The sequence below is a fragment of the Aquimarina macrocephali genome (assembly GCF_051627225.1).
Classification (GTDB): Bacteria; Bacteroidota; Bacteroidia; order Flavobacteriales; family Flavobacteriaceae; genus Aquimarina; species Aquimarina macrocephali.
This window is the reverse complement of record NZ_CP151795.1, coordinates 5,723,928-5,746,811: the sequence shown is the minus strand read 5'-3', so window position 1 is coordinate 5,746,811 and position 22,884 is coordinate 5,723,928. Positions and strand designations below refer to the sequence as shown.

Annotated in this window: 17 protein-coding genes; 13 read left to right on the top strand and 4 right to left on the bottom strand. The window is 35.3% G+C overall.

Annotation, left to right across the window (positions count from 1 at the left end):
* Positions 1-119 precede the first annotated feature (119 nt).
* The 13 genes from ilvB (at position 120) to argH (ending at position 15,258) form a co-directional block, all read left to right on the top strand.
* Positions 120-1,853, top strand: coding sequence for a biosynthetic-type acetolactate synthase large subunit (ilvB, locus tag AAFU52_RS25295; RefSeq protein WP_438424272.1), 1,734 nt, complete (start codon positions 120-122; stop codon positions 1,851-1,853).
* Positions 1,854-1,936: 83 nt separating this feature from the next.
* Entirely contained in the window at positions 1,937-2,470 is a 534-nt protein-coding gene (ilvN, locus tag AAFU52_RS25290; protein ID WP_074409252.1) for an acetolactate synthase small subunit, read from the top strand.
* A gap of 180 nt (positions 2,471-2,650) precedes the next feature.
* Positions 2,651-4,126 carry a ketol-acid reductoisomerase gene (ilvC, locus tag AAFU52_RS25285; RefSeq protein ID WP_438424270.1) on the top strand — a complete coding sequence of 492 codons (1,476 nt, stop codon included), beginning with the start codon at positions 2,651-2,653 and terminating at the stop codon, positions 4,124-4,126.
* Positions 4,127-4,406: 280 nt separating this feature from the next.
* Complete coding sequence (gene ilvA, locus AAFU52_RS25280) at positions 4,407-5,672, top strand: threonine ammonia-lyase (RefSeq protein ID WP_438424269.1); 1,266 nt, start codon at positions 4,407-4,409, stop codon at positions 5,670-5,672.
* Positions 5,673-6,230: 558 nt separating this feature from the next.
* Entirely contained in the window at positions 6,231-6,872 is a 642-nt protein-coding gene (locus tag AAFU52_RS25275) for a GNAT family N-acetyltransferase (RefSeq protein ID WP_438424267.1), read from the top strand.
* Positions 6,860-8,050 carry an argininosuccinate synthase gene (locus AAFU52_RS25270; protein WP_438424265.1) on the top strand — a complete coding sequence of 397 codons (1,191 nt, stop codon included), beginning with the start codon at positions 6,860-6,862 and terminating at the stop codon, positions 8,048-8,050. The genes AAFU52_RS25275 and AAFU52_RS25270 overlap by 13 nt, the downstream gene beginning before the upstream one ends.
* Entirely contained in the window at positions 8,047-9,024 is a 978-nt protein-coding gene (gene argC / locus AAFU52_RS25265) for an N-acetyl-gamma-glutamyl-phosphate reductase (protein WP_438424262.1), read from the top strand. The genes AAFU52_RS25270 and argC overlap by 4 nt, the downstream gene beginning before the upstream one ends.
* A 99-nt stretch (positions 9,025-9,123) precedes the next feature.
* Positions 9,124-9,918 (top strand): pyrroline-5-carboxylate reductase, encoded by a 795-nt coding sequence (gene proC, locus AAFU52_RS25260; RefSeq protein WP_438424261.1) that lies wholly within the window; start codon positions 9,124-9,126, stop codon positions 9,916-9,918.
* Positions 9,919-9,975: 57 nt separating this feature from the next.
* Positions 9,976-11,118 carry an aspartate aminotransferase family protein gene (locus AAFU52_RS25255; protein ID WP_438424260.1) on the top strand — a complete coding sequence of 381 codons (1,143 nt, stop codon included), beginning with the start codon at positions 9,976-9,978 and terminating at the stop codon, positions 11,116-11,118.
* 9 nt (positions 11,119-11,127) lie between these two features.
* The gene (locus AAFU52_RS25250) at positions 11,128-12,075 is read left to right on the top strand and encodes an N-acetylornithine carbamoyltransferase (protein ID WP_024771334.1); all 948 of its coding nucleotides are present in this window, start codon (positions 11,128-11,130) and stop codon (positions 12,073-12,075) included.
* A 4-nt stretch (positions 12,076-12,079) separates the two neighbouring features.
* Complete coding sequence (gene argB, locus AAFU52_RS25245) at positions 12,080-12,871, top strand: acetylglutamate kinase (protein ID WP_035092524.1); 792 nt, start codon at positions 12,080-12,082, stop codon at positions 12,869-12,871.
* Between the two features lie 6 nt (positions 12,872-12,877).
* Positions 12,878-13,939 carry a M20 family metallo-hydrolase gene (locus tag AAFU52_RS25240; RefSeq protein WP_438424258.1) on the top strand — a complete coding sequence of 354 codons (1,062 nt, stop codon included), beginning with the start codon at positions 12,878-12,880 and terminating at the stop codon, positions 13,937-13,939.
* 41 nt (positions 13,940-13,980) lie between these two features.
* Complete coding sequence (gene argH / locus AAFU52_RS25235) at positions 13,981-15,258, top strand: argininosuccinate lyase (protein WP_024771337.1); 1,278 nt, start codon at positions 13,981-13,983, stop codon at positions 15,256-15,258.
* 306 nt (positions 15,259-15,564) lie between these two features.
* Here argH and AAFU52_RS25230 read toward each other — a convergent pair whose 3' ends face one another.
* From AAFU52_RS25230 to accC, 4 genes are all read right to left on the bottom strand, one after another.
* The gene (locus tag AAFU52_RS25230; RefSeq protein WP_024771338.1) at positions 15,565-15,921 is read right to left on the bottom strand and encodes a hypothetical protein; all 357 of its coding nucleotides are present in this window, start codon (positions 15,919-15,921) and stop codon (positions 15,565-15,567) included.
* A 787-nt stretch (positions 15,922-16,708) separates the two neighbouring features.
* Positions 16,709-19,513, bottom strand: a complete 2,805-nt coding sequence (locus AAFU52_RS25225) for an SdiA-regulated domain-containing protein (RefSeq protein WP_438424255.1) — start codon at positions 19,511-19,513, stop codon at positions 16,709-16,711.
* A 382-nt stretch (positions 19,514-19,895) separates the two neighbouring features.
* On the bottom strand, positions 19,896-21,437 hold the full coding sequence (locus tag AAFU52_RS25220) for an acyl-CoA carboxylase subunit beta (protein ID WP_438424252.1): 1,542 nt from the start codon (positions 21,435-21,437) through the stop codon (positions 19,896-19,898).
* 4 nt (positions 21,438-21,441) lie between these two features.
* Positions 21,442-22,884, bottom strand: a complete 1,443-nt coding sequence (gene accC, locus AAFU52_RS25215; protein WP_438424250.1) for an acetyl-CoA carboxylase biotin carboxylase subunit — start codon at positions 22,882-22,884, stop codon at positions 21,442-21,444.

Below are 22,884 nucleotides of genomic sequence, written 5' to 3'. Positions count from 1 at the left end.
TCTAAAATAAGACAGCATTTGATGCTGATAAACGATAAATTATCATTCTGATGAAGATCAGAATCTAAAAAAAGTCTAGACTCTAGTTTCTAAAAGTCTAGCCTCTAAAATAAGAGTGTATGGAAACACAAACGCAAACGTTAAAAAAAGAAACCAAAATATCAACAAAGCGTATGACAGGTGCAGAGGCAGTAATTCGATGCTTGTTGGCAGAAGGAGTAGATTTAATTTATGGATATCCTGGTGGGGCCATAATGCCAGTCTATGATGAACTATACAAATATAGAGATCAATTACATCATGTATTAACAAGGCATGAGCAAGGAGCAACCCATGCGGCACAAGGATATGCAAGGACAAGTGGTAAAGTTGGAGTTGCTATTGCTACTTCTGGACCCGGAGCTACTAATTTTGTAACGGGAATCGCTGATGCGCAAATAGATTCTACACCTATGGTATGCATTACAGGCCAGGTTGGATCACACTTGCTGGGATCAGATGCATTTCAGGAAACAGATATTATAGGAATCTCTACACCAATCACCAAATGGAATCATCAGGTTACCAAGGCCGAAGATATTCCTGCGGTATTAGCTAAAGCTTTTTATATTGCTCGCTCTGGTCGACCAGGCCCTGTATTAATAGATATTACAAAAGATGCACAGTTTGGTGAATTAGATTTTGCATACTCAACATGTAAAGGTGTACGTAGTTATAAGCCCGTACCAGAAACAGATCTAAAAAGCCTGGAAGAGGCAGCTAAATTGATAAACAAAGCAAAAAAACCGATGGTTGTCTTTGGTCAGGGAGTAATCCTGGGAGAAGCAGAAGAAGAGTTGAAAAACTTTATAGAGAAATCAGGAATCCCATCTGCATGGACTATTTTGGGACTTTCTGCACTACCAACATCACATCCATTAAATGTAGGAATGGTTGGTATGCATGGTAATTACGGGCCAAATAAGCTGACTAACGAATGTGATTTACTACTAGCGATCGGAATGCGTTTTGATGATAGAGTTACTGGTAATTTAGAAACCTATGCCAAACAGGCCAAAATCATACATTTTGAGATTGATCCAGCAGAGATAAATAAAAATGTGAAAGCTGATGTTGCAGTAATGGGGAATGTGAAGAATACATTATCACAGATATTTCCGATGGTGCAGTCAAATTCTCATGATTCATGGTTACAGGAGTTTAGAGATTATGATACAATAGAATATGATAAAGTAATTAAAGAAGAATTGTATCCTAGTAATGAAGGCCTATCTATGGGCGAAGTGCTTAGAAGAATTAATGAAGAAACCAAAGGAGATGCAGTGATTGTATCTGATGTAGGACAGCATCAAATGATGGCTTGTAGATATGCCGAGTTTAATAAATCTAAGAGTAATATTACTTCTGGAGGTTTAGGCACAATGGGATTTGCATTACCTGCTGCAATTGGTGCAAAAATGGGAGTCCCGGATAGAGAAGTAGTAGCGATTATTGGAGATGGCGGATACCAGATGACAATACAGGAGTTGGGTACAATTTTTCAGACCAAAGTACCGGTAAAGATCGTAGTGCTAAATAATGATTTCCTGGGAATGGTACGTCAATGGCAACAACTATTTTTTGATAAACGATATGCTTCTACAGAGATGGTAAATCCAGATTTTGTAAAAATAGCAGAAGGGTATCATATCAAGTCTACCAGAGTTACCAAAAGAGAGAATTTACAAGAAGCAATCGCAGAGATGATAGCGTCAAAAGAAGCATACTTTTTAGAAGTATGTGTTGAAAAAGAAAATAATGTGTTTCCGATGATTCCAACAGGTGCATCAGTTTCAGATATAAGATTAGAATAATAGAATTTTTGTTATTCTGGCACTTGGTCTACACCTAGTATAGACTTTGGCTAGAATCTATACAATGATACAATATACTAGTAATGAAAAAAGAAAATTATACCATATCAGTATATACTGAAAACAATATAGGGTTGTTGAACAGGATTTCGGCAATATTTTTAAGACGTCATATCAATCTTGAAAGCTTTACAGCTTCGGTATCAGAGATTAAGGATGTATTTCGTTTTACAATCGTGGTGAATATAACTGAAGAACAGGTAAAAAAGATTATTGGGCAGATTGAAAAACAAATAGAAGTGATTAAAGCTTTTTATCATAAAGATGATGAGACCATTTATCAGGAAACTGCTTTGTTTAAAATCGCTTCAAAATTACTATTTGAGGAACGTAAAATCCAGAATGTAATAAAGGACAGTAATGCTAATATCGTTACTGTGACTCCAGAGTTTTTTGTATTAGAAAAGACAGGGCGACGAAGAGATGTCGAAGCTTTGTATGATCAATTAGAACCTTATGGTTTAATGCAATTTGTACGTTCGGGAAGAATTTCAATAACAAAAGAAAAGCTACATATTTCTAAAATATTAGAAAATTTTGGAATGGAAGCAGTGTAAGGGATAGTAGTGACATCCTTTTTGGTTGTCATCCTGAGCTTGTCGAAGGAGTCAATCAAAAAGATATAGCGAATAGCCCGACCCTGAATTTGATCAGGGATACACTATAAAAATCGAAACAACTAAAAATCAAAATTAAATCAAATTTCCTAACGGAAATCACAACAAATTAAGAAAGAAATGGCAAATTACTTTAATACGCTATCATTAAGAGATCAATTAACACAGCTAGGAAAATGTAGGTTTATGAATGCCGAAGAGTTTTCGGCAGGTGTAGATGCATTAAAAGGGAAAAAAATGGTTATCGTAGGGTGTGGAGCCCAGGGACTTAACCAAGGGTTGAACATGAGAGACTCTGGTTTGGATATTTCGTATGCGCTTCGTGAAGCAGCGATCAAAGAAAAAAGACAATCTTTCAAAAATGCATCTGATAACGGATTTAATGTAGGGACCTATGAAGAATTGATTCCTAATGCTGATGTTGTTATTAATTTGACACCAGATAAACAACATACTCAAGTGGTAAACACAGTAATGCCACTAATGAAAAAAGGAGCTACTTTATCATACTCACATGGGTTTAATATTGTAGAAGAAGGTATGGAGGTGAGAGATGATCTTACTGTGATTATGGTAGCACCAAAATGCCCGGGATCAGAAGTTAGAGAAGAGTATAAAAGAGGATTTGGAGTACCTACATTAATAGCAGTACACCCAGAGAATGACCCTCAAGGGCATGGTTTGGCTCAGGCAAAAGCATATGCAGCAGGAACAGGTGGTCATAGAGCAGGAGTGTTAGAATCTTCTTTTGTAGCCGAAGTAAAGTCAGATCTTATGGGAGAGCAGACTATTCTATGTGGATTACTGCAAACCGGATCTATTTTATGTTTTGACAAAATGATAGAAAAAGGAATAGATCCAGGATACGCCTCTAAATTAATCCAATATGGTTGGGAAACCATTACCGAAGGGATGAAGTATGGTGGGATCACTAATATGATGGATCGATTATCAAATTCATCAAAGATTAAAGCATTTGAGCTTTCTGAAGAATTAAAGGATATCATGCGTCCGTTGTTTAGAAAACATATGGATGATATCATGCAAGGGCATTTTTCAAAAACTATGATGGAAGACTGGGCTAATGATGATAAAAATCTATTATCATGGAGAGCAGCAACAGGAGAGACGGCATTCGAGAAAACTCCTGCAGGAGATATTGAAATTTCTGAACAAGAATTCTACGATAATGGAGTATTGATGGTGGCTATGGTTAGAGCAGGAGTTGAACTAGCTTTTGAAGCGATGACAGATTCTGGAATTATTGAAGAATCAGCATATTATGAATCGCTACACGAAACTCCACTTATTGCCAATACTATTGCACGTAAGAAATTGTTTGAGATGAATCGAGTGATCTCTGATACTGCAGAATATGGTTGTTATTTATTTGATCATGCTTGTAAGCCTTTATTAGCAGATTTTATGAAAAAAATAGATACCGATGTTATAGGAAAAGCATATGATGAAGGGAAGAATAATGGAGTAGATAATGCTAAACTAATAGAAGTAAATGCAATTTTAAGAAATCATCCTATAGAAGTTATTGGTTCTCGATTAAGAGCATCGATGACAGCAATGAAACCGATAGTATAGTACATTTAATTTTGTTAGGCCGGATCTGTTAAAGTTTTGAGATGTGTATTGTGTAACCTTTGATGGGTCTGAGCCGGCAAAAATATACCAGTTTAACTTTGAAATCGTGCGTATAGAAATTGAATTTATTTTGCACGTATTCAAGACAAAAAATATTAGCATAGCCATAGCATAGCTACGGTTATATTTTTTAACGAAAAATAGGTGCAAAAGAAACTATTTATTAGTGCTATTTCAAAGTTAAAATGGATAATATAAAAGAAGAGCGTAAACTTAAATTATGAGCACCATAACCACAACATATTTTCCTGAATTAGAGGATATCCAGAAGGCAGCTTCAACAATAAAAGAAGTGGCTATGGTTACTCCTCTTATGAATAGCATTCGATATTCTCGCAGATATGATGCTAATATTTTATTGAAACGAGAAGACCTTCAACGTGTTCGTTCCTATAAAATTAGAGGTGCTTTTAATAAAATAAGCTCACTTACCAAAGAAGAACTAGCAAAAGGAGTTGTTTGTGCCAGTGCAGGTAATCATGCACAAGGAGTAGCATTCGCCTGCCATCATTTAGGAATAGAAGGTACTGTTTATATGCCTTCGGTAACACCAAAACAAAAGGTAGAGCAGACAAAAATGTTTGGTGGTGATCATGTAAAGATTGTTCTTGAAGGTGATACATTTGATGATTCTTATAAAGCAGCAATGGAAACTTGTACTTCTGAAGGAAAAACTTTTGTACATCCATTCGAGGATCCAAAAACTATTGAAGGACAAGGAACAATTGGACTTGAGATTTTTAAGCAGAGTGATGTACCGATCGATTATATTTTTGTTGCTATTGGTGGTGGTGGATTAGCTTCGGGTTTATGCGGAGCAATCAAAGCCTTATCTCCAAAAACAAAAATTATAGGTGTCGAACCAGAAGGAGCGCCTTCTATGTTATCATCTATCCAAAATAATAAGAATACAGAGATTTTTAATATTGATAAGTTTATCGATGGTGCAGCAGTTCAGAAAGTAGGAGATCTTAACTTTGATATTTGTAAAGAATACCTCTCTGATATGTATACAGTTCCTGAAGGATTGGTGTGTCAGACTATTTTAGATTTATACAATAGAGATGCTATTGTAGTTGAACCAGCAGGTGCGTTAACCTTGGCTGCTCTTGAGTCTTATAAAGATAAGATCAAAGGCAAAAATGTAGTGTGTATTGTGAGTGGTAGTAATAATGATATTACTCGTACTGCAGAGATTAAAGAAAGGGCGTTGTTATATGCAGATTTAAAACATTATTTCATAGTTCGTTTTCCGCAACGAGCAGGTGCATTAAAACAATTTGTAGGAGAAGTACTAGGACCGAATGATGATATCACTCATTTCGAATATTCAAAAAAATCAAGTAGAGAAAATGGCCCTGCAGTTGTTGGGATTGAACTAAAAGATAAGAAAGATCTTGAGCCTTTGGTCTCTAGAATGAAGGCACTTAATTTCTTTGGGGATTACCTAAATGATAAACCTGATCTGTTTCAGTTTTTGATATGATTCGATAGAAGTAGCATTTAGTTTAATCTACTTACTTTATTATCAATATTTTTTTATTAGAAACCTAAGGTATAGAATATCAATTTGATAGTTAAAGGTTCATGATTTTATTAAAACGATAAAAGTTAATTAGTTTTACCTTTTTTTTGTTTTATGTATTAATTTTTATGTAATATTGTACCATCTAGTTAACGAAAGGGGCTACGGCCGACGATTTAGAGTTACTATTATGAAAACGGCAAATTACATATCTACAGAGAGTAAAGTTCAATATTTGAACAAATTTGGTAATCCAAGTATTCCCGCACGCCGCTTTCGTCGCCCCTTGGGGGTCTAACATTCTTTTGAAGTAGGTGCGTCCTACTTCCCCTAGAGACATCGAATCCATTTTAGAAAAACTGAATTTTTAAATTTTGTTGTTCAAACAACATAGTTAAAGTATTTGGTAGCAATTCTTATCACGCCAAATAGCTAGATATGATTCGCACTTCAGCCTGGATTCAGAAAAATCAACACTAATTTTAATAGAAAAGCTTCTTTAATAAGCGGGATTCGTTTATGGAAAAAGTAAAAATAATAATTGCTAACGAAAACCATTTTCGTTATGCAAAGGAAATATGCGAAGTAATATCCGACTCTGCCAAAGTAAGAGGAACCGGTATTGCTAAACGTACCCCAGAATATATACAAACTAAGATGCAAAACAGGAATGCGGTTATTGCCGTATCCGGCAATCAATTTGCAGGATTCTGTTATATCGAAATCTGGGGTAATGAAAAACATGTAGCACATTCTGGTTTAATAGTACACCCTGGTTTTAGAAATCAAGGTCTGGCAAAAAAAATCAAAGAATTTACATTCAATTATTCTTTGAAAAAATACCCAATGGCCAAAGTGTTTGGTATCACAACAGGATTAGCTGTAATGAAAATCAATTCTGATTTGGGATATAAACCCGTTACATTCTCAGAATTAACAAATGATCCTAAGTTTTGGGCAGGTTGTAAAACGTGTACAAATTATGATATTCTAACTTCTAAAGAACATAAAATGTGTTTGTGTACCGGGATGCTATATGACCCTTCGCAGAAAGTAAAGAAAAAAGAAAAATGGTACGATAAAAAAGTACTAAAAAGATTAAAAAATATTAAACAAACGATGCTTGCAAGCAATAAACAATTGTTGTTATGGAAAAAGTAGTATTAGCATATAGCGGAGGACTGGATACCTCATATTGTGTAAAATATCTTATTCATGAAAAAAACCTGGATGTGCATACCATTTTGGTGAATACAGGTGGTTTTTCTGAAGAAGAATTAAAGGATACAGAAAAAAGAGCTTATGAATTGGGCAGCTCATCTCATGTGAATAAGACTATCCTAAATGAGTTTTATGAAAAAGCTATTAAGTATTTGATTTATGGTAATGTATTAAAAAATAATACGTACCCACTTTCTGTAAGTGCCGAACGAATTTTTCAGGCCATAGAGGTTATTAAATATGCCAAAAAAGTAGGAGCAAAGTATATTGCACACGGAAGCACAGGAGCAGGCAATGATCAGATAAGGTTTGATGTGATTTTTCAAACATTAGCTCCAGAGATCGAAATTATTACTCCGATTAGAGATTTAAAACTTTCTCGTCAGGCCGAAGTAGAATATCTAGAAAAGCATGAGGTCTATTACAGCTGGGAAAAAGCACAGTACTCAATCAATAAAGGTATTTGGGGAACCAGTGTAGGGGGAAAAGAAACGCTTTCTTCTCATAGTGCATTACCAGGTACAGCATTCCCCAGTCAACTTCAAAAAGAAAAAGAAGAAATCATCACGTTAAACTTCGAAAAAGGAGAACTCGTAGGGTTAGATGGGGTTAAGGATATCCCGGTGAATACTATTCAGAAACTGGAGGAACTGGCAAGTGCTTTTGCCATTGGCAGGGATACCCATGTTGGAGATACAATTATTGGTATTAAAGGAAGAGTAGGATTTGAAGCAGCAGCACCAATGGTAATCATTAAAGCTCATCATCTTTTAGAGAAACATGTTTTAACCAAATGGCAGCAATATTGGAAAGAGCAACTAGCTAACTGGTATGGTATGTTGTTACATGAAGGAAATTACCTGGACCCTGTAATGAGAAATATAGAAGTATTTATGGAAGATTCTCAAAAATCAGTAACAGGAGATGTAAAAGTGAAATTGAAACCCTACCATTTTACCTTAGAAGGAATCGAATCAGATTTTGACATGATGAAATCGGATTTTGGGCAGTATGGCGAGATGAATAATTCCTGGACATCTGATGATGCTAAAGGGTTTATAAAAATCTATGGTAATGCGAATAAGATATATCATAATGTAAACCCAAGTGAATCATGATACAAGTAGGAATAATAGGAGGATCAGGATATACAGCGGGAGAACTGTTAAGGCTATTAGTTCATCACCCAGAAGTAAAGCTAGATTTTGTATACAGTACAACAAATGCTGGTGTATTGATTCATAAACAGCATCCTGATTTAATAGGAGAAATAGATCTTAAGTTCACAGATACGATAAACCCAAATGTAGATGTACTGTTTTTGTGTTTGGGTCATGGTAGATCAAGATCGTTTTTAGAAACCAATACGTTTTCAAAAATGACTAAAGTAATTGATTTAGGAAATGACTTTAGATTGAATGATGATCAGGAATTTCTGGAAAGAGATTTTGTATACGGTCTGCCAGAATTAGAAAAAGAAAAGATTAGATCAGCAAAGAATATTGCAAATCCGGGATGTTTTGCCACTGCCATACAGTTAGGGTTATTACCATTGGCTTTTGCAGGTAAACTTAAGGATACAATTCATATTAATGCTACTACCGGAAGTACGGGAGCAGGTGTGATGCCAGGAGGAACAACTCATTTTAGCTGGAGAGATAATAATTTTTCTAGTTATAAAGTATTCTCACATCAGCACTTGGGAGAGATTAAACAAAGCCTTAAACAGGAACAAAATGATTTTGAAGCTCCGGTTTTCTTTATTCCTAATAGAGGAAATTTTAGTAAAGGAATTTATGCCACTATGTATACAAAATATGAAGGTAGCGAAGAAGAAGCAAAAGAACTGTATAGATCATATTATAATAAGGCTGAGTTTACTGTGATTTCTGATGAAGAAATTCATTTGAAACAAGTAGTAAACACGAATAAATGCATACTACACATTAGTAAGAAAAATGGAGTGTTACTTATCACATCAGTAATCGATAACTTGATTAAAGGAGCATCTGGACAAGCTATTCATAATATGAATTTAATGCTAGGATTAAAGGAAAAAACAGGATTAGAATTAAAGGCGAGTGCATTTTAATACTAACAGATGAATGTCATGCAGGCTTATCAAAGTGTTTAAGAATCCACGATGAAGAGGAATCTTTAACAGATTAAGACCGACAAAACAAAATATAAAATGAATAGAATAACAATTATAGGAGGAGGAAACTTAGGCAAATCAATAATTTCTGGATTGGTCAATAGTGATTTGTTTGAAGCTACAGACATTACAGTAGTAGATAAGTCAAAATATAACCTGAAAGAAGTTGAAGAAAAGCTAGGTGTATCTACATCGCAAAATATTGTAGCGTCCATAAAAAATGTAAAATGGATAATTCTTTGCGTACAGCCAAGACAGTTGGATGTTGTTTTACAGGAAATAAAAAATATAGTAACAACGGATCAAATATTGATTTCTACTGTAACCGGTACGTCAATTGCCGAAATCAATGAGGTAGTCCCAAATAATAAAGCAATACGGGTAATGCCAAATACAGGGGCTGCCAAAAAACTATCTATGACCTGTATTGCTGCTAATGAAGATGTAAAAGAAGAATTAGCTACAGTACAAAAGATGTTTGATACTATTGGTAAAACGCTGGTTATAGAAGAACGTCTAATGCAGGCTGCTACAGTTTTAGGAGCTAGCGGAATAGCCTTTTTCCTTAGGTTTTTAAGGGCTATGATACAAGGAGGGATTCAAATGGGATTTCACCCTCATGAGGCCCAAATTATCGCTGTGCAAACCGCAATAGGAGCTGCTACGTTAGTAGCAGAGAATGGAACTCATCCCGAACGCGAAATCGATAAGGTTACAACGCCTCAGGGATGTACTATAGAAGGTCTTAATGAGATGGAGCATCAAGGCTTAAGCTCATCTGTGATAAAAGGAGTGATGGCTTCTTATGAAAAAATAAATACAATTAAATAGTTGATAGTTGCCTGTAGATAGATATTCACTGGCAACGATCAACCAATAACTAATACTATGAAATTATTTGACGTATATCCTTTATATGATGTAGAGCCTATAAATGCTTATGACGCTATCGTAGTGGATAAAAATGGAACAGAGTATTTGGATATGTACGGAGGGCATGCTGTGATTTCAATAGGCCATTCTCACCCTCATTATGTAAAAAAAATAAAAGAACAGATAGAAAAAATAGGCTTTTATTCTAATGCTGTTCAAAATAGTTTACAAACTAAATTAGCAAAAAAACTTGGAGCATTATCGGGGTATGATGACTATCAACTGTTTTTATGTAACTCTGGTGCCGAAGCCAATGAAAATGCACTGAAATTAGCTTCTTTTTATACAGGAAAATCAAGAGTTATAGCATTTTATAATGGTTTTCATGGACGAACATCTGCTGCTGTAGCTGCAACAGACAATCCTAGAATCAATTCACCATTAAATACTCAGCAAAACGTCACTTTTTTGCCGTTAAACCAAATTGAGCTCGTAAGAACTGAATTAGAAAAAGGTGACGTGTGTGCTGTGATTATAGAACCTATACAAGGAGTAGGAGGACTGGATGAAGGAACTACTGCCTTTTTTACAACTTTAGAAACCTTATGTCATGAGTTTGGTGCTGTTTTAATAGTTGATGAAGTGCAATCTGGCTATGGCAGGAGTGGTAATTTTTTTGCACATCAATACCATGAGATTACGCCAGATATTATTTCTATAGCAAAAGGTATGGGTAACGGTTTTCCGATAGGAGGCATATTAATTGCCCCACATATAAAACCCGATTATGGGATGCTGGGAACCACTTTTGGAGGTAATCATCTGGCTTGCGTTGCAGCATTATCGGTTCTTGAGGTAATTGAAACTGAAAATCTTATTGATAATGCAAGATTAACAGGAGCATATTTTGAGTCTAAAGTACATGATCTTCCCGGAGTGCAAAGAGTAAAAGGAAAAGGACTAATGTTAGGATTAGAATTTGATTTTGAAGTTAGCGAACTTAGAAAAAGACTGATCTATGAAGAACATATTTTTACAGGAGGAGCAATGAATAAAAAACTATTGCGAATTCTTCCTCCTTTGACTATTGGGAAAAAAGAAATCGATCAATTTATTAAAGCATTACAAAGTGTATTGGTAGAAAAACCAATGATTTAAAAGATAAAAATGAACAACTACTTTTCAATACAAGATATAGATTCATTACCCGGTTGGGTAGAAGAAGCTATAGCGATAAAGAAAAACCCTTTATCCAATAAGACTTTGGGTAAAGATAAGACGATAGGATTGTTATTTTTTAACCCAAGCCTTCGTACACGTTTGAGTACCCAAAAAGCAGCCTTAAACCTGGGAATGAATGTCATGGTTATGAACTTTACAGGAGAAGGCTGGTCGCTCGAGTACGGAGACGGAACCATAATGGATCAGGGAAATTCTGAACATGTAAAAGAAGCTGCTCAGGTAGTTTCTCAATATTGCGATATACTAGGAGTACGAGCTTTTGCAAAATTAGAAGATAGAGATGATGACTACAGCGAAAAAGTACTTAATGGTTTTATAAACCATGCTTCAATACCGGTTATCAATATGGAAAGTGCTACTAGACATCCATTACAAGCACTAACAGATGCCATAACTATTACCGAATATAAAAAAACAGACAAACCAAAGGTTGTACTATCATGGGCACCGCATCCAAAAGCCTTACCACAGGCAGTTGCTAATTCTTTTGTAGAGATGATGCAGCGTATGGACGCAGATTTTGTAATTACCCATCCTGTGGGATTTGAGTTAGCCAGTCAGATTACTAAACAGGTGCCCATTGATTACAACCAGGAAAATGCATTAAAAGATGCTGATTTTGTATATGTGAAAAACTGGAGTGCTTATCAAGAGTACGGTAAAGTCATAAATGATGATCCTTCCTGGAAAATTACAAACAAAAAAATGAAATTGACCAATGACGCTAAGCTTATGCACTGTTTGCCCGTAAGGAGAAATGTAGTCGTAGATGATGTAGTATTAGATAGTAATAATTCTATTGTTATCGAACAAGCAAATAACAGAACATATGCTGCTCAGTTGGTTTTAAAGAAAATACTTGAAAAATCTTAATGTGATGAGAGAACATGTGAAAAAGAGATTATTGGTAGCCAAGATTGGCGGAAATATAATAGAAGATCCAGAAGCATTGACTTCTTTCTTAGAAGGTTTTTCTAAAATCGAAGGTCCAAAAATTTTGGTTCATGGAGGAGGGAAATCTGCTACTCGACTTGCAGCTCAATTAGGAGTAAAGACCGAAATGATCGATGGTCGAAGAATTACTTCTGCAGAGAATCTGGATATTGTTGTGATGACTTATGCCGGGTTATTAAATAAGACCATTGTTGCTGGTTTACAGCATTATGATTGTAATGCTTTGGGATTAACAGGGGCAGATGCAAATGTGATTCTTGCAAAGAAAAGATCTGTGCAATTTGTGGATTATGGATATGTTGGTGATGTGGTTAAGGTAAATAGTAACATTATAAAAACATTTTTGGATCAAGAGATTACACCTGTTTTTTGTGCCGTTACCCATAATAGTCATGGACAATTGTTTAATACAAATGCAGATACTATTGCTTCAGAAATTGCTTCTGAAATGAGTGCTGATTATGAAGTGTCGTTATTTTATTGTTTCGAATTAAAAGGTGTTCTTGAAAATATAGAAGATAAAGATTCTGTAATCGAACATATTAATTTAGAAAAATATACCGAATTGAGGGATGCACAAATAATTACAGAAGGAATGCTTCCAAAACTTCAGAATTGCTTTGATGCTTTACAAAAAAAAGTAAGTAAAGTACATATTGCTAATGCAGATTTTATAAAGGATAACACAACTAAACATACGACTTTAAGTCTATAAATAATAATGGAAAAACTAACAAATGAAGCGATTAAGCTTTTACATCATTTAATAGAAACGCCATCTTTCTCTTCAGAAGAGGAAAAAACAGCTCAATTGATCGAGAATTGGTTCATCCAAAATGATATTCCTTTCGAGAGAGAAAATAATAATATATGGGCATACAATAAGTATTTTGATGAATCTAAACGTACTATTTTATTAAACTCTCATCATGATACGGTAAAACCAAATGGAAACTATACTAATGACCCATTTAAAGCTTTTGTAGAAGATGAAAAACTGTTTGGTTTAGGGAGTAATGATGCAGGGGGGTGTCTGGTTTCTTTGTTAGCTGCATTTACTTATTTCTATAGTAAAGAAGGATTAAAATACAATTTTGTTATTGTCGCTTCTGCAGAAGAAGAGAGTAGTGGTCCCTTGGGATTAAAAAGCGTATTAAAATACCTTAAAAATGTAGAATTTGGTATTGTAGGAGAACCAACACTAATGCAATTAGCCGTTGCAGAAAAAGGCTTATTGGTATTAGATGTATCGGTAAAAGGAACAGCAAGTCATGCTGCTCATCCTAATGAGGATAATGCAATTTATAATGCTCTGCAAGTGATTCAGTGGTTTAAAACATATGAATTTGAAAAAACATCAAAAACTTTGGGTAAAGTAAAAGCTACAGTAACGCAGCTTAATGCTGGGAAACAACATAATGTGGTGCCCGCAAGCTGTGACCTGGTGGTGGATATACGAGTAAATGATAAGTATGATAATGAAGAGATTCTGGAAATTGTAAAAAAACAAATGCCTCGGTGTGCAGAGGTAACCCCCAGATCTCTGGATTTAGGATCTTCATCAATTGCTATAGATCATTCCATTGTAAAATCTGGGATTGCACTAGGAAGAAATACGTATGGATCACCGACATTATCTGACCAGTCAGTATTGAGTTGCCCTTCATTAAAACTAGGACCGGGAGATTCGACCAGATCACATTCTGCAAATGAGTTTATTTATGTAGATGAGATCAAAGAAGGAGTAGAATTATATATAAAAATTTTAGAAGGTATAATATAAATAATGAAGAGGTTTAAACCGCTTCAATAAAAAAATAACTAATGAAACTTTGGGATAAAGGATTACCGACAGATCAAAAAATAGATAGGTTTACAGTGGGTAATGACAGGCAATTGGATTTGGTAATTGCCAAGTATGATGTACAGGCGACATTGGTACATGCTAAGATGCTGTATAAGATTAATTTACTTTCTGACAAAGAAATTTCTGAAATTGAAAAAGAATTGAATATATTGGGGCGGGAAATAGAAAAAGGAGCTTTTGTGATAGAAGACCGATTTGAGGATATACATTCTAAAATTGAGTATGAATTAACTCAACGAATAGGAGATGCGGGTAAGCGAATACATACCGCCAGATCACGTAATGATCAGGTTTTGGTAGCGATGCATCTATATATGAAGGAAGAATTACTCCAAATTAAATCTCTTGTTAATGAACTATCTCAGAATTTACTAACTAGTGCAGAAACGTATAAGGATGTATTACTTCCTGGATATACGCATATGCAAATAGCAATGCCTTCTTCTTTTGGACTTTGGTTTTCTGCCTATGCAGAAAGTTTTGTTGATGATTTGTATTTTGTAAATGCAGCGTTAAAAGTTGTTGATCAAAATCCTTTGGGAAGTGCTGCCGGATATGGTAGTTCATTTCCAATAGATAGAGAGTTTACGACAAGAGAGTTAGGGTTCGAAACTCTTAAGTATAATGTAGTTGCTGCGCAAATGAGTAGAGGGAAGTCTGAAAAATCTACCGCTTTTGCCATGAGTAGTGTAGCCGCGACTTTATCTAAATTAGCAATGGATGTGTGTTTGTATATGAGTCAGAATTTTGATTTTATGAGTATTCCATCAGAATTTACTACTGGATCCAGTATTATGCCACATAAGAAGAATCCAGACGTCTTTGAATTAATAAGAGGAAAATGTAATAAAATTCAGGCACTGCCTTACGAACTAAATTTGCTAATCAATAATTTACCGAGTGGATATCACAGGGATTTACAATTGCTTAAAGAAGGAATTGTACCTGCTATTCAGGATTTAAAAGCATCTCTTGAGATGACTATGTATGCACTCAAAAATATAAAGGTGAACAAAAATATTTTGGATGACGATAAGTATGATTATCTGTTTAGCGTAGATACATTAAATGAATTAGTGATGCAGGGTATGTCGTTTAGAGATGCCTATGTAAAAATAGGGTTAGACATTGAGAATGGACAATATACCCCCGAAAAGAATACAAAACATAGCCATAGTGGTAGTATTAATAATTTATGTCTTAACAAAATAAAAAAGAAATTAGAGGAAGTTTGAGGGAACAATACTTTCGAAAAACAAGTGAATTATATTGGAACACAAGCTACTCTATAGGATTAGTTTATAGTTCTTAAATAAAAAATTGAAAATGTTAATAAAAAGGTATATCTTAATGATATTGAAGAGAAGCTGAAGTATATTTAATTGAGTGTAAGTTGAGTTAGTTTGATTTTTTCGCTTCAGCCTAGACCCCCAGAGGAGTTGTTAACCACTGGGGGTTGTTTTTATATATAGACACCCGTCAAATTTCAAAAATCTGACGGGTGTTTGTGTATAAGAATATGCTGTAAAAAATAGGTTTTACTATGAAACTAAAGATTTTAAATCACTAATTACGTTGATATTATGCCTAAGGTTTGCATAGAGGATAAATAAAATAAGTATAGCAACTATAAACCCTAAAAAGATTCCATTATTCTTGCTCGAAATCTTTTTAGAAGTCTTTAGATATGCCTTAGAAATCTTTTTTGCATAATTGGTAACCAGAGCAAAAGCTGGGGCAAAAATTAAAACGATAACTAGCATATCTATTAATACCAGAAGATACCCCTGTTGATCGATATGTTTCTTTACATATTTTAAGATATACTCATTGATTAATGCTGCAGATAAAACGGCTACTGCGTAGATAGCATACTTGGTGGATTGTCGATTACTCATAGTAGGGCAACTATTCTTTATTTAATATGATTAATTGTGGCGGTTAAGGTAAAATCTAAAATTTAATATTCAAAATAAAGATTACCTTTTTGATAGCGATACGATATATGATAAATGGTGTTCTAACTCATAACGTATCTAACTTTAACTCAGGTAGTGTATCATGTTAGATAATTCAAACATAATAATCATACTGTTTTTAGGACATAGTATTAGCGATTGCGGTATACTAGCATCTAGCATCGGAGCAAAAATGTCTTCCGCACAGTAGTTTTATCGACCATCGGTACATAGATACGGATCAGCGCAATAGGGATACCCTTCCCCACACTCCTTTTATCGACCATCGGCATACCAAGACCTTCTCTCGCAAGGAGGGAACCAATCCCCGCAACATGATGAGGCTCCCTCGCTGCGGGGACACATCAATCCTGTGCGGGGGCTAGTAATAGCAATAGATTACTAATATTTGTATACGGTGATTTTATATCTTATAAAAGATTTCGAATCAAAAAAGCTATTCTAGAAAGCCTCGTTGGTGATGTCTTTTAGATGTATTTAAAACCTGAGTTCGACGTAAGAAAATCACGCCAATTCGAGTGATCTGATACTTCGATATAGCTCAGTACGGGCTGGAAGATTGTATCGAGAATGGTGGTTTTCTATCTAAAAAAGCTATTCTCGATACAGTTTTTCTCCATTTCATTCTGAAAAACCACTCGAATTGACGCTTTTTTATAACAGTATAGCTTAGAGACCGAACTCAGGTTTAAAGTATTTACCTAAATTATTTCTTTATAAAACTTTTAACGATATCCTCTTTAGGATATTTGATTTTTATGAAATAACAGCCTTTAGAGAAGCGGCTAACATCTATATGTAATTCATTGTCTAAAATACTAACAGAAGATTGCCTCAATATTTCTTTTCCTGAAATATCATACATGAAAACTTGTATATTTTCTGGAAGCTCATCAAAATCAAATAAAACACTAAGGTAGGTATCTACCGGATTAGGAAAAACTTGGATGGTATTGGTAGTTTCTACAGGCAATGGAGGAGGTGGCGGAGGAGGTGGATTTTCATTACTTCCTGTAGTAAACGAAAAATAAGAAGTCCAATCTCCTGTATCATTGTCTTTTACTCTCCAGCAGTATTCTGTATTTATAGTAAGTGTGTTTTCTGGAACAACAAATGATTTTTCAGATATGTTAGACGCTGTAAATATGGGAGCCATTTTGTTAGCATTTGCAGAAGCTGATTTAGAAAATTTGTAAAAAGTATTGGGTTCACTTACGATATAGACTGTTTCTTGATTATCTACAGTTACGCCTTCTGCCTGGAGAATTCTATTGGGTAATGTACCATTTGCACCATTAGTACCAAGATCTAAACGACTATATTCTTTTCCTGTCATATCGGTTTCTACTAATGCTCTGGATTCATGACTTAATACAAGAAAATGAGTTTCTTGCTGTATGGTATTACTTCCCAAATGATGTAAACCAGACAAATCTCTAAATCCAAAATTATTTGTAGCAATATCGAATGGATTGATAACCGTAGGAGGAGTTGATAAATCTACAGGTATCTCTAAAGAGTATATAGTTAAGGGGCTTTTTTCTTTCACCAGGATCAATTCATTTGTATTTGGGTTATAAGATACTCCTTCCAGCCCATTATTTGCTCCCCAATTACCGGGTAGTTGAATATAATTTGTTGGGTAAGAAATGGTTGTTGTTGTATTTTCTACGGTAATTTTAACAGCTCGCCCTCTTTTTTCTTCAATAACAAAAAAATCTGTACCATTAACCCATACCAAGCCTTCTGTATCATTAAAACCCTGTAGGGGGATAGCTCTTATAACATCACCATCTAAACTCAATTCATACAGTCTGGGAGGATCGTTAATCACTGCAAAAATTGTATTAGTAGAACTATTGTAGGTTAACCCGGATAGGTCATCAGGAATCTGTGTAATCGTTTTAGGACCCTCGATAAGATTAAATTTATCCAGACCCAAACCGGTTGTAGGATTTGGAGGAGGAGGGGGATCTATAGGACTACAATCTGTTATTTCTAAAGTATAAGAACTTGCAGACCCTGACCATTCTAAAGTAGGAGTAGTGGAGATATTTTCTGAAGCATTACTTGGGCGTATTAATGCTAGGTCATTATTTTCTACAGCACCTGGAGCTACTGCACCGATATCAGCATTTACTCGTAACCTACCTAAGATATCATCCGCAGGAAGCTGATCTGCCCTTGCCATATTAATAACAGGGCTATTGGCTTCGGGTGTTCCGTAAGCGTTTACCAAACGCTCAAATGCTTCTCTTATGGTTGTCGAACCATCTTTAAATTGGTTTAACGAAGAATTATAATGAGGAATGATTACATTATTTTGATTTTCTAGCAATGGATTTGCTACTATACCATTAGCATCGTCTGCACTATTGATTTTATCATTATTATCTTGCGGTATAGGAGTACCATTATTCCAATATAAATTAGTGTCTAAAGTATAGGTATCTGTATGGGATATAGGACAATCCGAAAAATCATTCATAGTCCCGGTAGGATCAGACCATATATTATTGTAAATATTAATATTATTGATAATAGGGTTCGTAGGTTCTCTGTTAAATCTAAAAGCATATGCATTAGCAGGTAAATCTCCTGTAACAGTATTATTTCTGAATGTAATATCTCTACATCCCTTAATACCAAATGGTGCTCGCATAGGATTACTACTGTTTCCTAGCATTAAGTTATTTTCGATCATAACATCAAAGGCCTGGTAGTGAGGTTCGCTGTCCTCTCCAATAAGAACAAAGTTTGTTGCATTCGTTCCTTCCCAGTTCAGAAATACATTTCTACGGATTTTTACATTTCTTGAACCGGTATAAATATCATTACTGCCACCACTATCTTTGATGACAATAAAACTACCTGTAGAATTATTATTTATACGACCACTACTTGCAAAATCGTTTAAGAAAATATTATCCTGTATAATTAGGTTTTCGACACTATTACCATCGATATGTTCATCAAATCCAGTTTGATTAAAAAATAAATTTCCCTGGAAAGTGATATTGTAACAAGCTGCATTTACCTTTACAAGATCATTATTATAACTATCATGTATAATACAATTCTGAAATGTAATATCATGTACATCACCATTACCATTTCCATCAATATGAATAACTAAGGGACCAGCACCCGAACTATCATGGGCTATATCAAAACCATCAAAAGTAATACCGTGGCAACCATTAGGGTTTATATATGCGGTAATAACGGCAGTATTGTTGCGTAATTTTGCCATATATGGCACTTGTGATTTTACCAAAACACCAGTAGTAAAACTTCCACGAACTCTAACACGCCCATTGTATGTGCCGGGTTTTACTAAAACTGTACTACCATCCGTAACAGTATTAAGAGCATGTTGGATCGTTGCCCAGGGAGTATCGTTAGAACCATTGCCGCTAGAATCATCTCCGTTTATAGCTACGTAGTAGGTGGTTTGGCCTGTTAAAGAAATGGAGATAATAAGTATTAAGAATAATAGTATTTTTTTCATTTGACTTTTCATTTAATGTTGGGATACGTCGTTAAATCAATAGAAGTTAACTTTTTCTTCTACAGATTTGTTTACAAAAAATAAAGGGACAAAGTGTAAAATTAAATGAATTAATACTCAAAAAAACCCCTGTTTTCAGTGAAAAAATAGGTTGACGATTTGATGGTATCTACTGAAATTAGAACAGGTAAAGTATAGCCTTTATTATAGGAAAAAGGAAAGATTTATATGAAAGAAGAATGATTATTATGGCATTTTTTCTAATTCTGGATATGAGTAATCCAGTTGATATTACATATTCAAAATAAATTCGAATAAGTAGAACCCTCACAAGGATACTGAATCAAGTTCAGTACAAGCCTATGAGGGCTTGTATATGTATTTATAAAGGGATATTCCCATGTTTTCGATTAGGACGCTCAATTATTTTATTTTCGAGCATACTAAATCCTTTAATTAGTTTTCTTCGAGTATTTTCTGGTAAGATAACCTCATCTACAAAACCACGTTGTGCAGCTCGATATGGATTAGCAAATTTCTCTGCATATTCAGCTTCTTTTTCGGCAAGCTTTGCAGCTGGATCATCTGCTGCTTTGATCTCTTTTCTAAAAATAATCTCACTGGCACCTTTGGCACCCATTACTGCAATTTCTGCAGAAGGCCATGCAAAGTTAAGGTCAGCTCCTATATGTTTAGAATTCATCACATCATAAGCACCACCATAGGCTTTACGTGTAATCACTGTTATTTTGGGTACGGTAGCTTCACTTAATGCGTATAGTAGTTTGGCTCCATGTACAATGATACCGTTCCATTCCTGATCGGTTCCTGGTAAGAATCCGGGAACATCTACCAATACTAATAAAGGGATGTTAAAGCAGTCACAGAAACGTGTGAATCGTGCAGCTTTTTTAGAACTATTCACATCCAAAACTCCAGCCAGAAATTGAGGTTGATTGGCTACAATCCCAATACTTCTTCCGCCCAGACGGGCAAAACCTACAATAATATTTTCGGCATAATCTTTATGAATTTCATAAAAGGAGTCTGTATCGATAACCCCACCGATTACCTCGTGCATGTCATAAGGTTTGTTAGGGTTATCAGGAACGATAGAAGAGAGGTTGTCTCTTACCTCATCGGTTAAAGTGTACTCTAATTTTTTTGGTTGTTCTTTATTACTTTGTGGCAGATAGCTTAGTAGTTTTTTTACATCTTCGAGGCATTCTATATCATTGGCAGAAGTAATATGCGCTACTCCCGATTTTGTAGAATGGGTACTGGCCCCTCCTAATTCTTCTGATGTTACTTCTTCGTTGGTTACTGTTTTTACTACATTAGGTCCGGTAACAAACATATAACTGGTATCTTCTACCATCATGGTAAAATCTGTCATTGCCGGAGAATATACAGCACCACCAGCGCAGGGTCCCATAATAGCTGAAATCTGAGGGATCACTCCAGAGGCTTGTACGTTTTTATGAAAAATATCTGCATATCCACCCAGAGAGCGAACTCCTTCCTGGATTCGGGCCCCACCAGAATCATTAAGTCCAATAATTGGTGCTCCCATTTTTACAGCCATATCCATAACTTTACAGATTTTCTCGGCATGAGTTTCTGATAAGGCACCGCCAAAAACGGTGAAATCCTGAGCAAAAATATAGATTAATCGTCCGTTTACAGTTCCGTATCCGGTAACAACACCATCTCCATAATAGATCTCTTTATCCATTCCGAAATCAGTAGTACGGTGTGTCACCAAAATACCAATTTCTTCAAAAGAACCTTCATCTAGCAAATACGCTACACGCTCACGGGCAGTTAATTTTTTCTTTTGATGTTGTTTTTCAATACGTTGCTCACCACCACCCAATTTTGCCTGAGCAATTTTATCTTGTAATGTTTTTATTTTTGAATCCATAATATTAGAGTGTTGGTATGCGTAACGTTTTTTGATCTTCGATGTATTGTTTCATAGCAATTAGGGAGGCAATTTTAGCTTCTTCTTCCATTGCTGATTGTATGATATCTGTAGTGAAATATTTCTTCACAAAATGTGTGTCGAAATTACCAGATTTAAAGGCTTCATGTTCAAACACGAATTTACCAAATGATAATGTAGTTTGTACTCCTTTGATATCATAATTGTCAATTGCTTTTATCATCAATTGTATGGCTTCGTCACGAGTTTTTCCGTAGGTAATCAACTTTGAAAGCATGGGGTCGTAGTAGATAGGAATATCCATTCCTTCTTCAAAACCATTATCCACCCGAATCCCTTTTCCAACTGGTATTTGGTAGGTTTCTAAATGCCCCACACTAGGTAAGAAATCATTTAGCGGATCTTCTGCATATACTCGTAGCTCCAGAGCATGTCCTTTTATTTTTAGATCTTCTTGTTGTATTGGTAGTTTTTCGCCTCTGGCTACTTTTATTTGTAATGCTACAAGGTCTGTTCCTGTTATCAATTCGGTAACCGGATGCTCTACTTGTAGTCGGGTATTCATTTCGAGGAAGTAGAAATTGTGATTTTCATCTAAAAGAAATTCTACAGTCCCGGCACCAAGGTAGTCACAGGCTTTGGCTACTTTAACGGCTGCTTTTCCCATTTCAGAACGTAGTTCTGGAGAAAGCACAGCAGAAGGAGCTTCTTCAACCACTTTTTGATGTCGTCGTTGTACACTACATTCTCTTTCGAATAAGTGTACGACATTGCCATGACTATCTGCCATGATTTGTATTTCGATATGTCGTGGTGAGGCAACATATTTTTCGATAAATACAGAGCCATCTCCAAAAGCCGAGGTAGCTTCGCTAATGGCACGATTCATTTGTGATTCGAGATCTTTTTCTTCTTCTACCACCCGCATTCCTTTTCCACCACCACCGGCAGAAGCTTTAATTAAAATAGGATACCCTATTTCTGAAGCAATAGTTTTTGCTTTAGCAACATCTGTAATGGCTTCGTCTATACCAGGAACCATAGGGATATCATAGGCTTTAACAGCATCTTTGGCTGCTAATTTGCTTCCCATAACCTGTATAGCTTTGGATTTTGGACCTATAAATATAATATTGTTTTTCTCTACTTCTTCTGCAAAATCTGCATTCTCACTAAGGAATCCGTATCCAGGATGTATGGCATCTACATGTAGTTGTTTAGCTACTTCAATGATTTTAGATCCTAATAAGTAGGATTGGTTAGAAGGAGCTTCACCAATACAGACAGCTTCATCTGCGAATTTTACGTGTGGAGCGTTTCTGTCTACGGTAGAGTATATGGCAACGGTTTTGATTCCCATTTTGCGAGCTGTTGTCATCACCCGAATTGCAATCTCACCTCTATTTGCTACTAGTATTTTTTTCAT

Excerpts from the sequence above, each read along its gene's own strand:
- argB (WP_035092524.1), top strand. The coding sequence starts at position 12,080 with ATGAGAGAACATGTGAAAAAGAGATTATTGGTAGCCAAGATTGGCGGA.
- AAFU52_RS25250 (WP_024771334.1), top strand. The coding sequence starts at position 11,128 with ATGAACAACTACTTTTCAATACAAGATATAGATTCATTACCCGGTTGG.
- AAFU52_RS25275 (WP_438424267.1), top strand. The coding sequence starts at position 6,231 with ATGGAAAAAGTAAAAATAATAATTGCTAACGAAAACCATTTTCGTTAT.
- accC (WP_438424250.1), bottom strand. The coding sequence starts at position 22,884 with ATGAAAAAAATACTAGTAGCAAATAGAGGTGAGATTGCAATTCGGGTG.
- ilvB (WP_438424272.1), top strand. The coding sequence starts at position 120 with ATGGAAACACAAACGCAAACGTTAAAAAAAGAAACCAAAATATCAACA.
- AAFU52_RS25255 (WP_438424260.1), top strand. The coding sequence starts at position 9,976 with ATGAAATTATTTGACGTATATCCTTTATATGATGTAGAGCCTATAAAT.
- argC (WP_438424262.1), top strand. The coding sequence starts at position 8,047 with ATGATACAAGTAGGAATAATAGGAGGATCAGGATATACAGCGGGAGAA.
- AAFU52_RS25270 (WP_438424265.1), top strand. The coding sequence starts at position 6,860 with ATGGAAAAAGTAGTATTAGCATATAGCGGAGGACTGGATACCTCATAT.
- proC (WP_438424261.1), top strand. The coding sequence starts at position 9,124 with ATGAATAGAATAACAATTATAGGAGGAGGAAACTTAGGCAAATCAATA.
- AAFU52_RS25240 (WP_438424258.1), top strand. The coding sequence starts at position 12,878 with ATGGAAAAACTAACAAATGAAGCGATTAAGCTTTTACATCATTTAATA.
- argH (WP_024771337.1), top strand. The coding sequence starts at position 13,981 with ATGAAACTTTGGGATAAAGGATTACCGACAGATCAAAAAATAGATAGG.
- ilvC (WP_438424270.1), top strand. The coding sequence starts at position 2,651 with ATGGCAAATTACTTTAATACGCTATCATTAAGAGATCAATTAACACAG.
- AAFU52_RS25230 (WP_024771338.1), bottom strand. The coding sequence starts at position 15,921 with ATGAGTAATCGACAATCCACCAAGTATGCTATCTACGCAGTAGCCGTT.
- ilvA (WP_438424269.1), top strand. The coding sequence starts at position 4,407 with ATGAGCACCATAACCACAACATATTTTCCTGAATTAGAGGATATCCAG.
- AAFU52_RS25220 (WP_438424252.1), bottom strand. The coding sequence starts at position 21,437 with ATGGATTCAAAAATAAAAACATTACAAGATAAAATTGCTCAGGCAAAA.
- AAFU52_RS25225 (WP_438424255.1), bottom strand. The coding sequence starts at position 19,513 with ATGAAAAAAATACTATTATTCTTAATACTTATTATCTCCATTTCTTTA.
- ilvN (WP_074409252.1), top strand. The coding sequence starts at position 1,937 with ATGAAAAAAGAAAATTATACCATATCAGTATATACTGAAAACAATATA.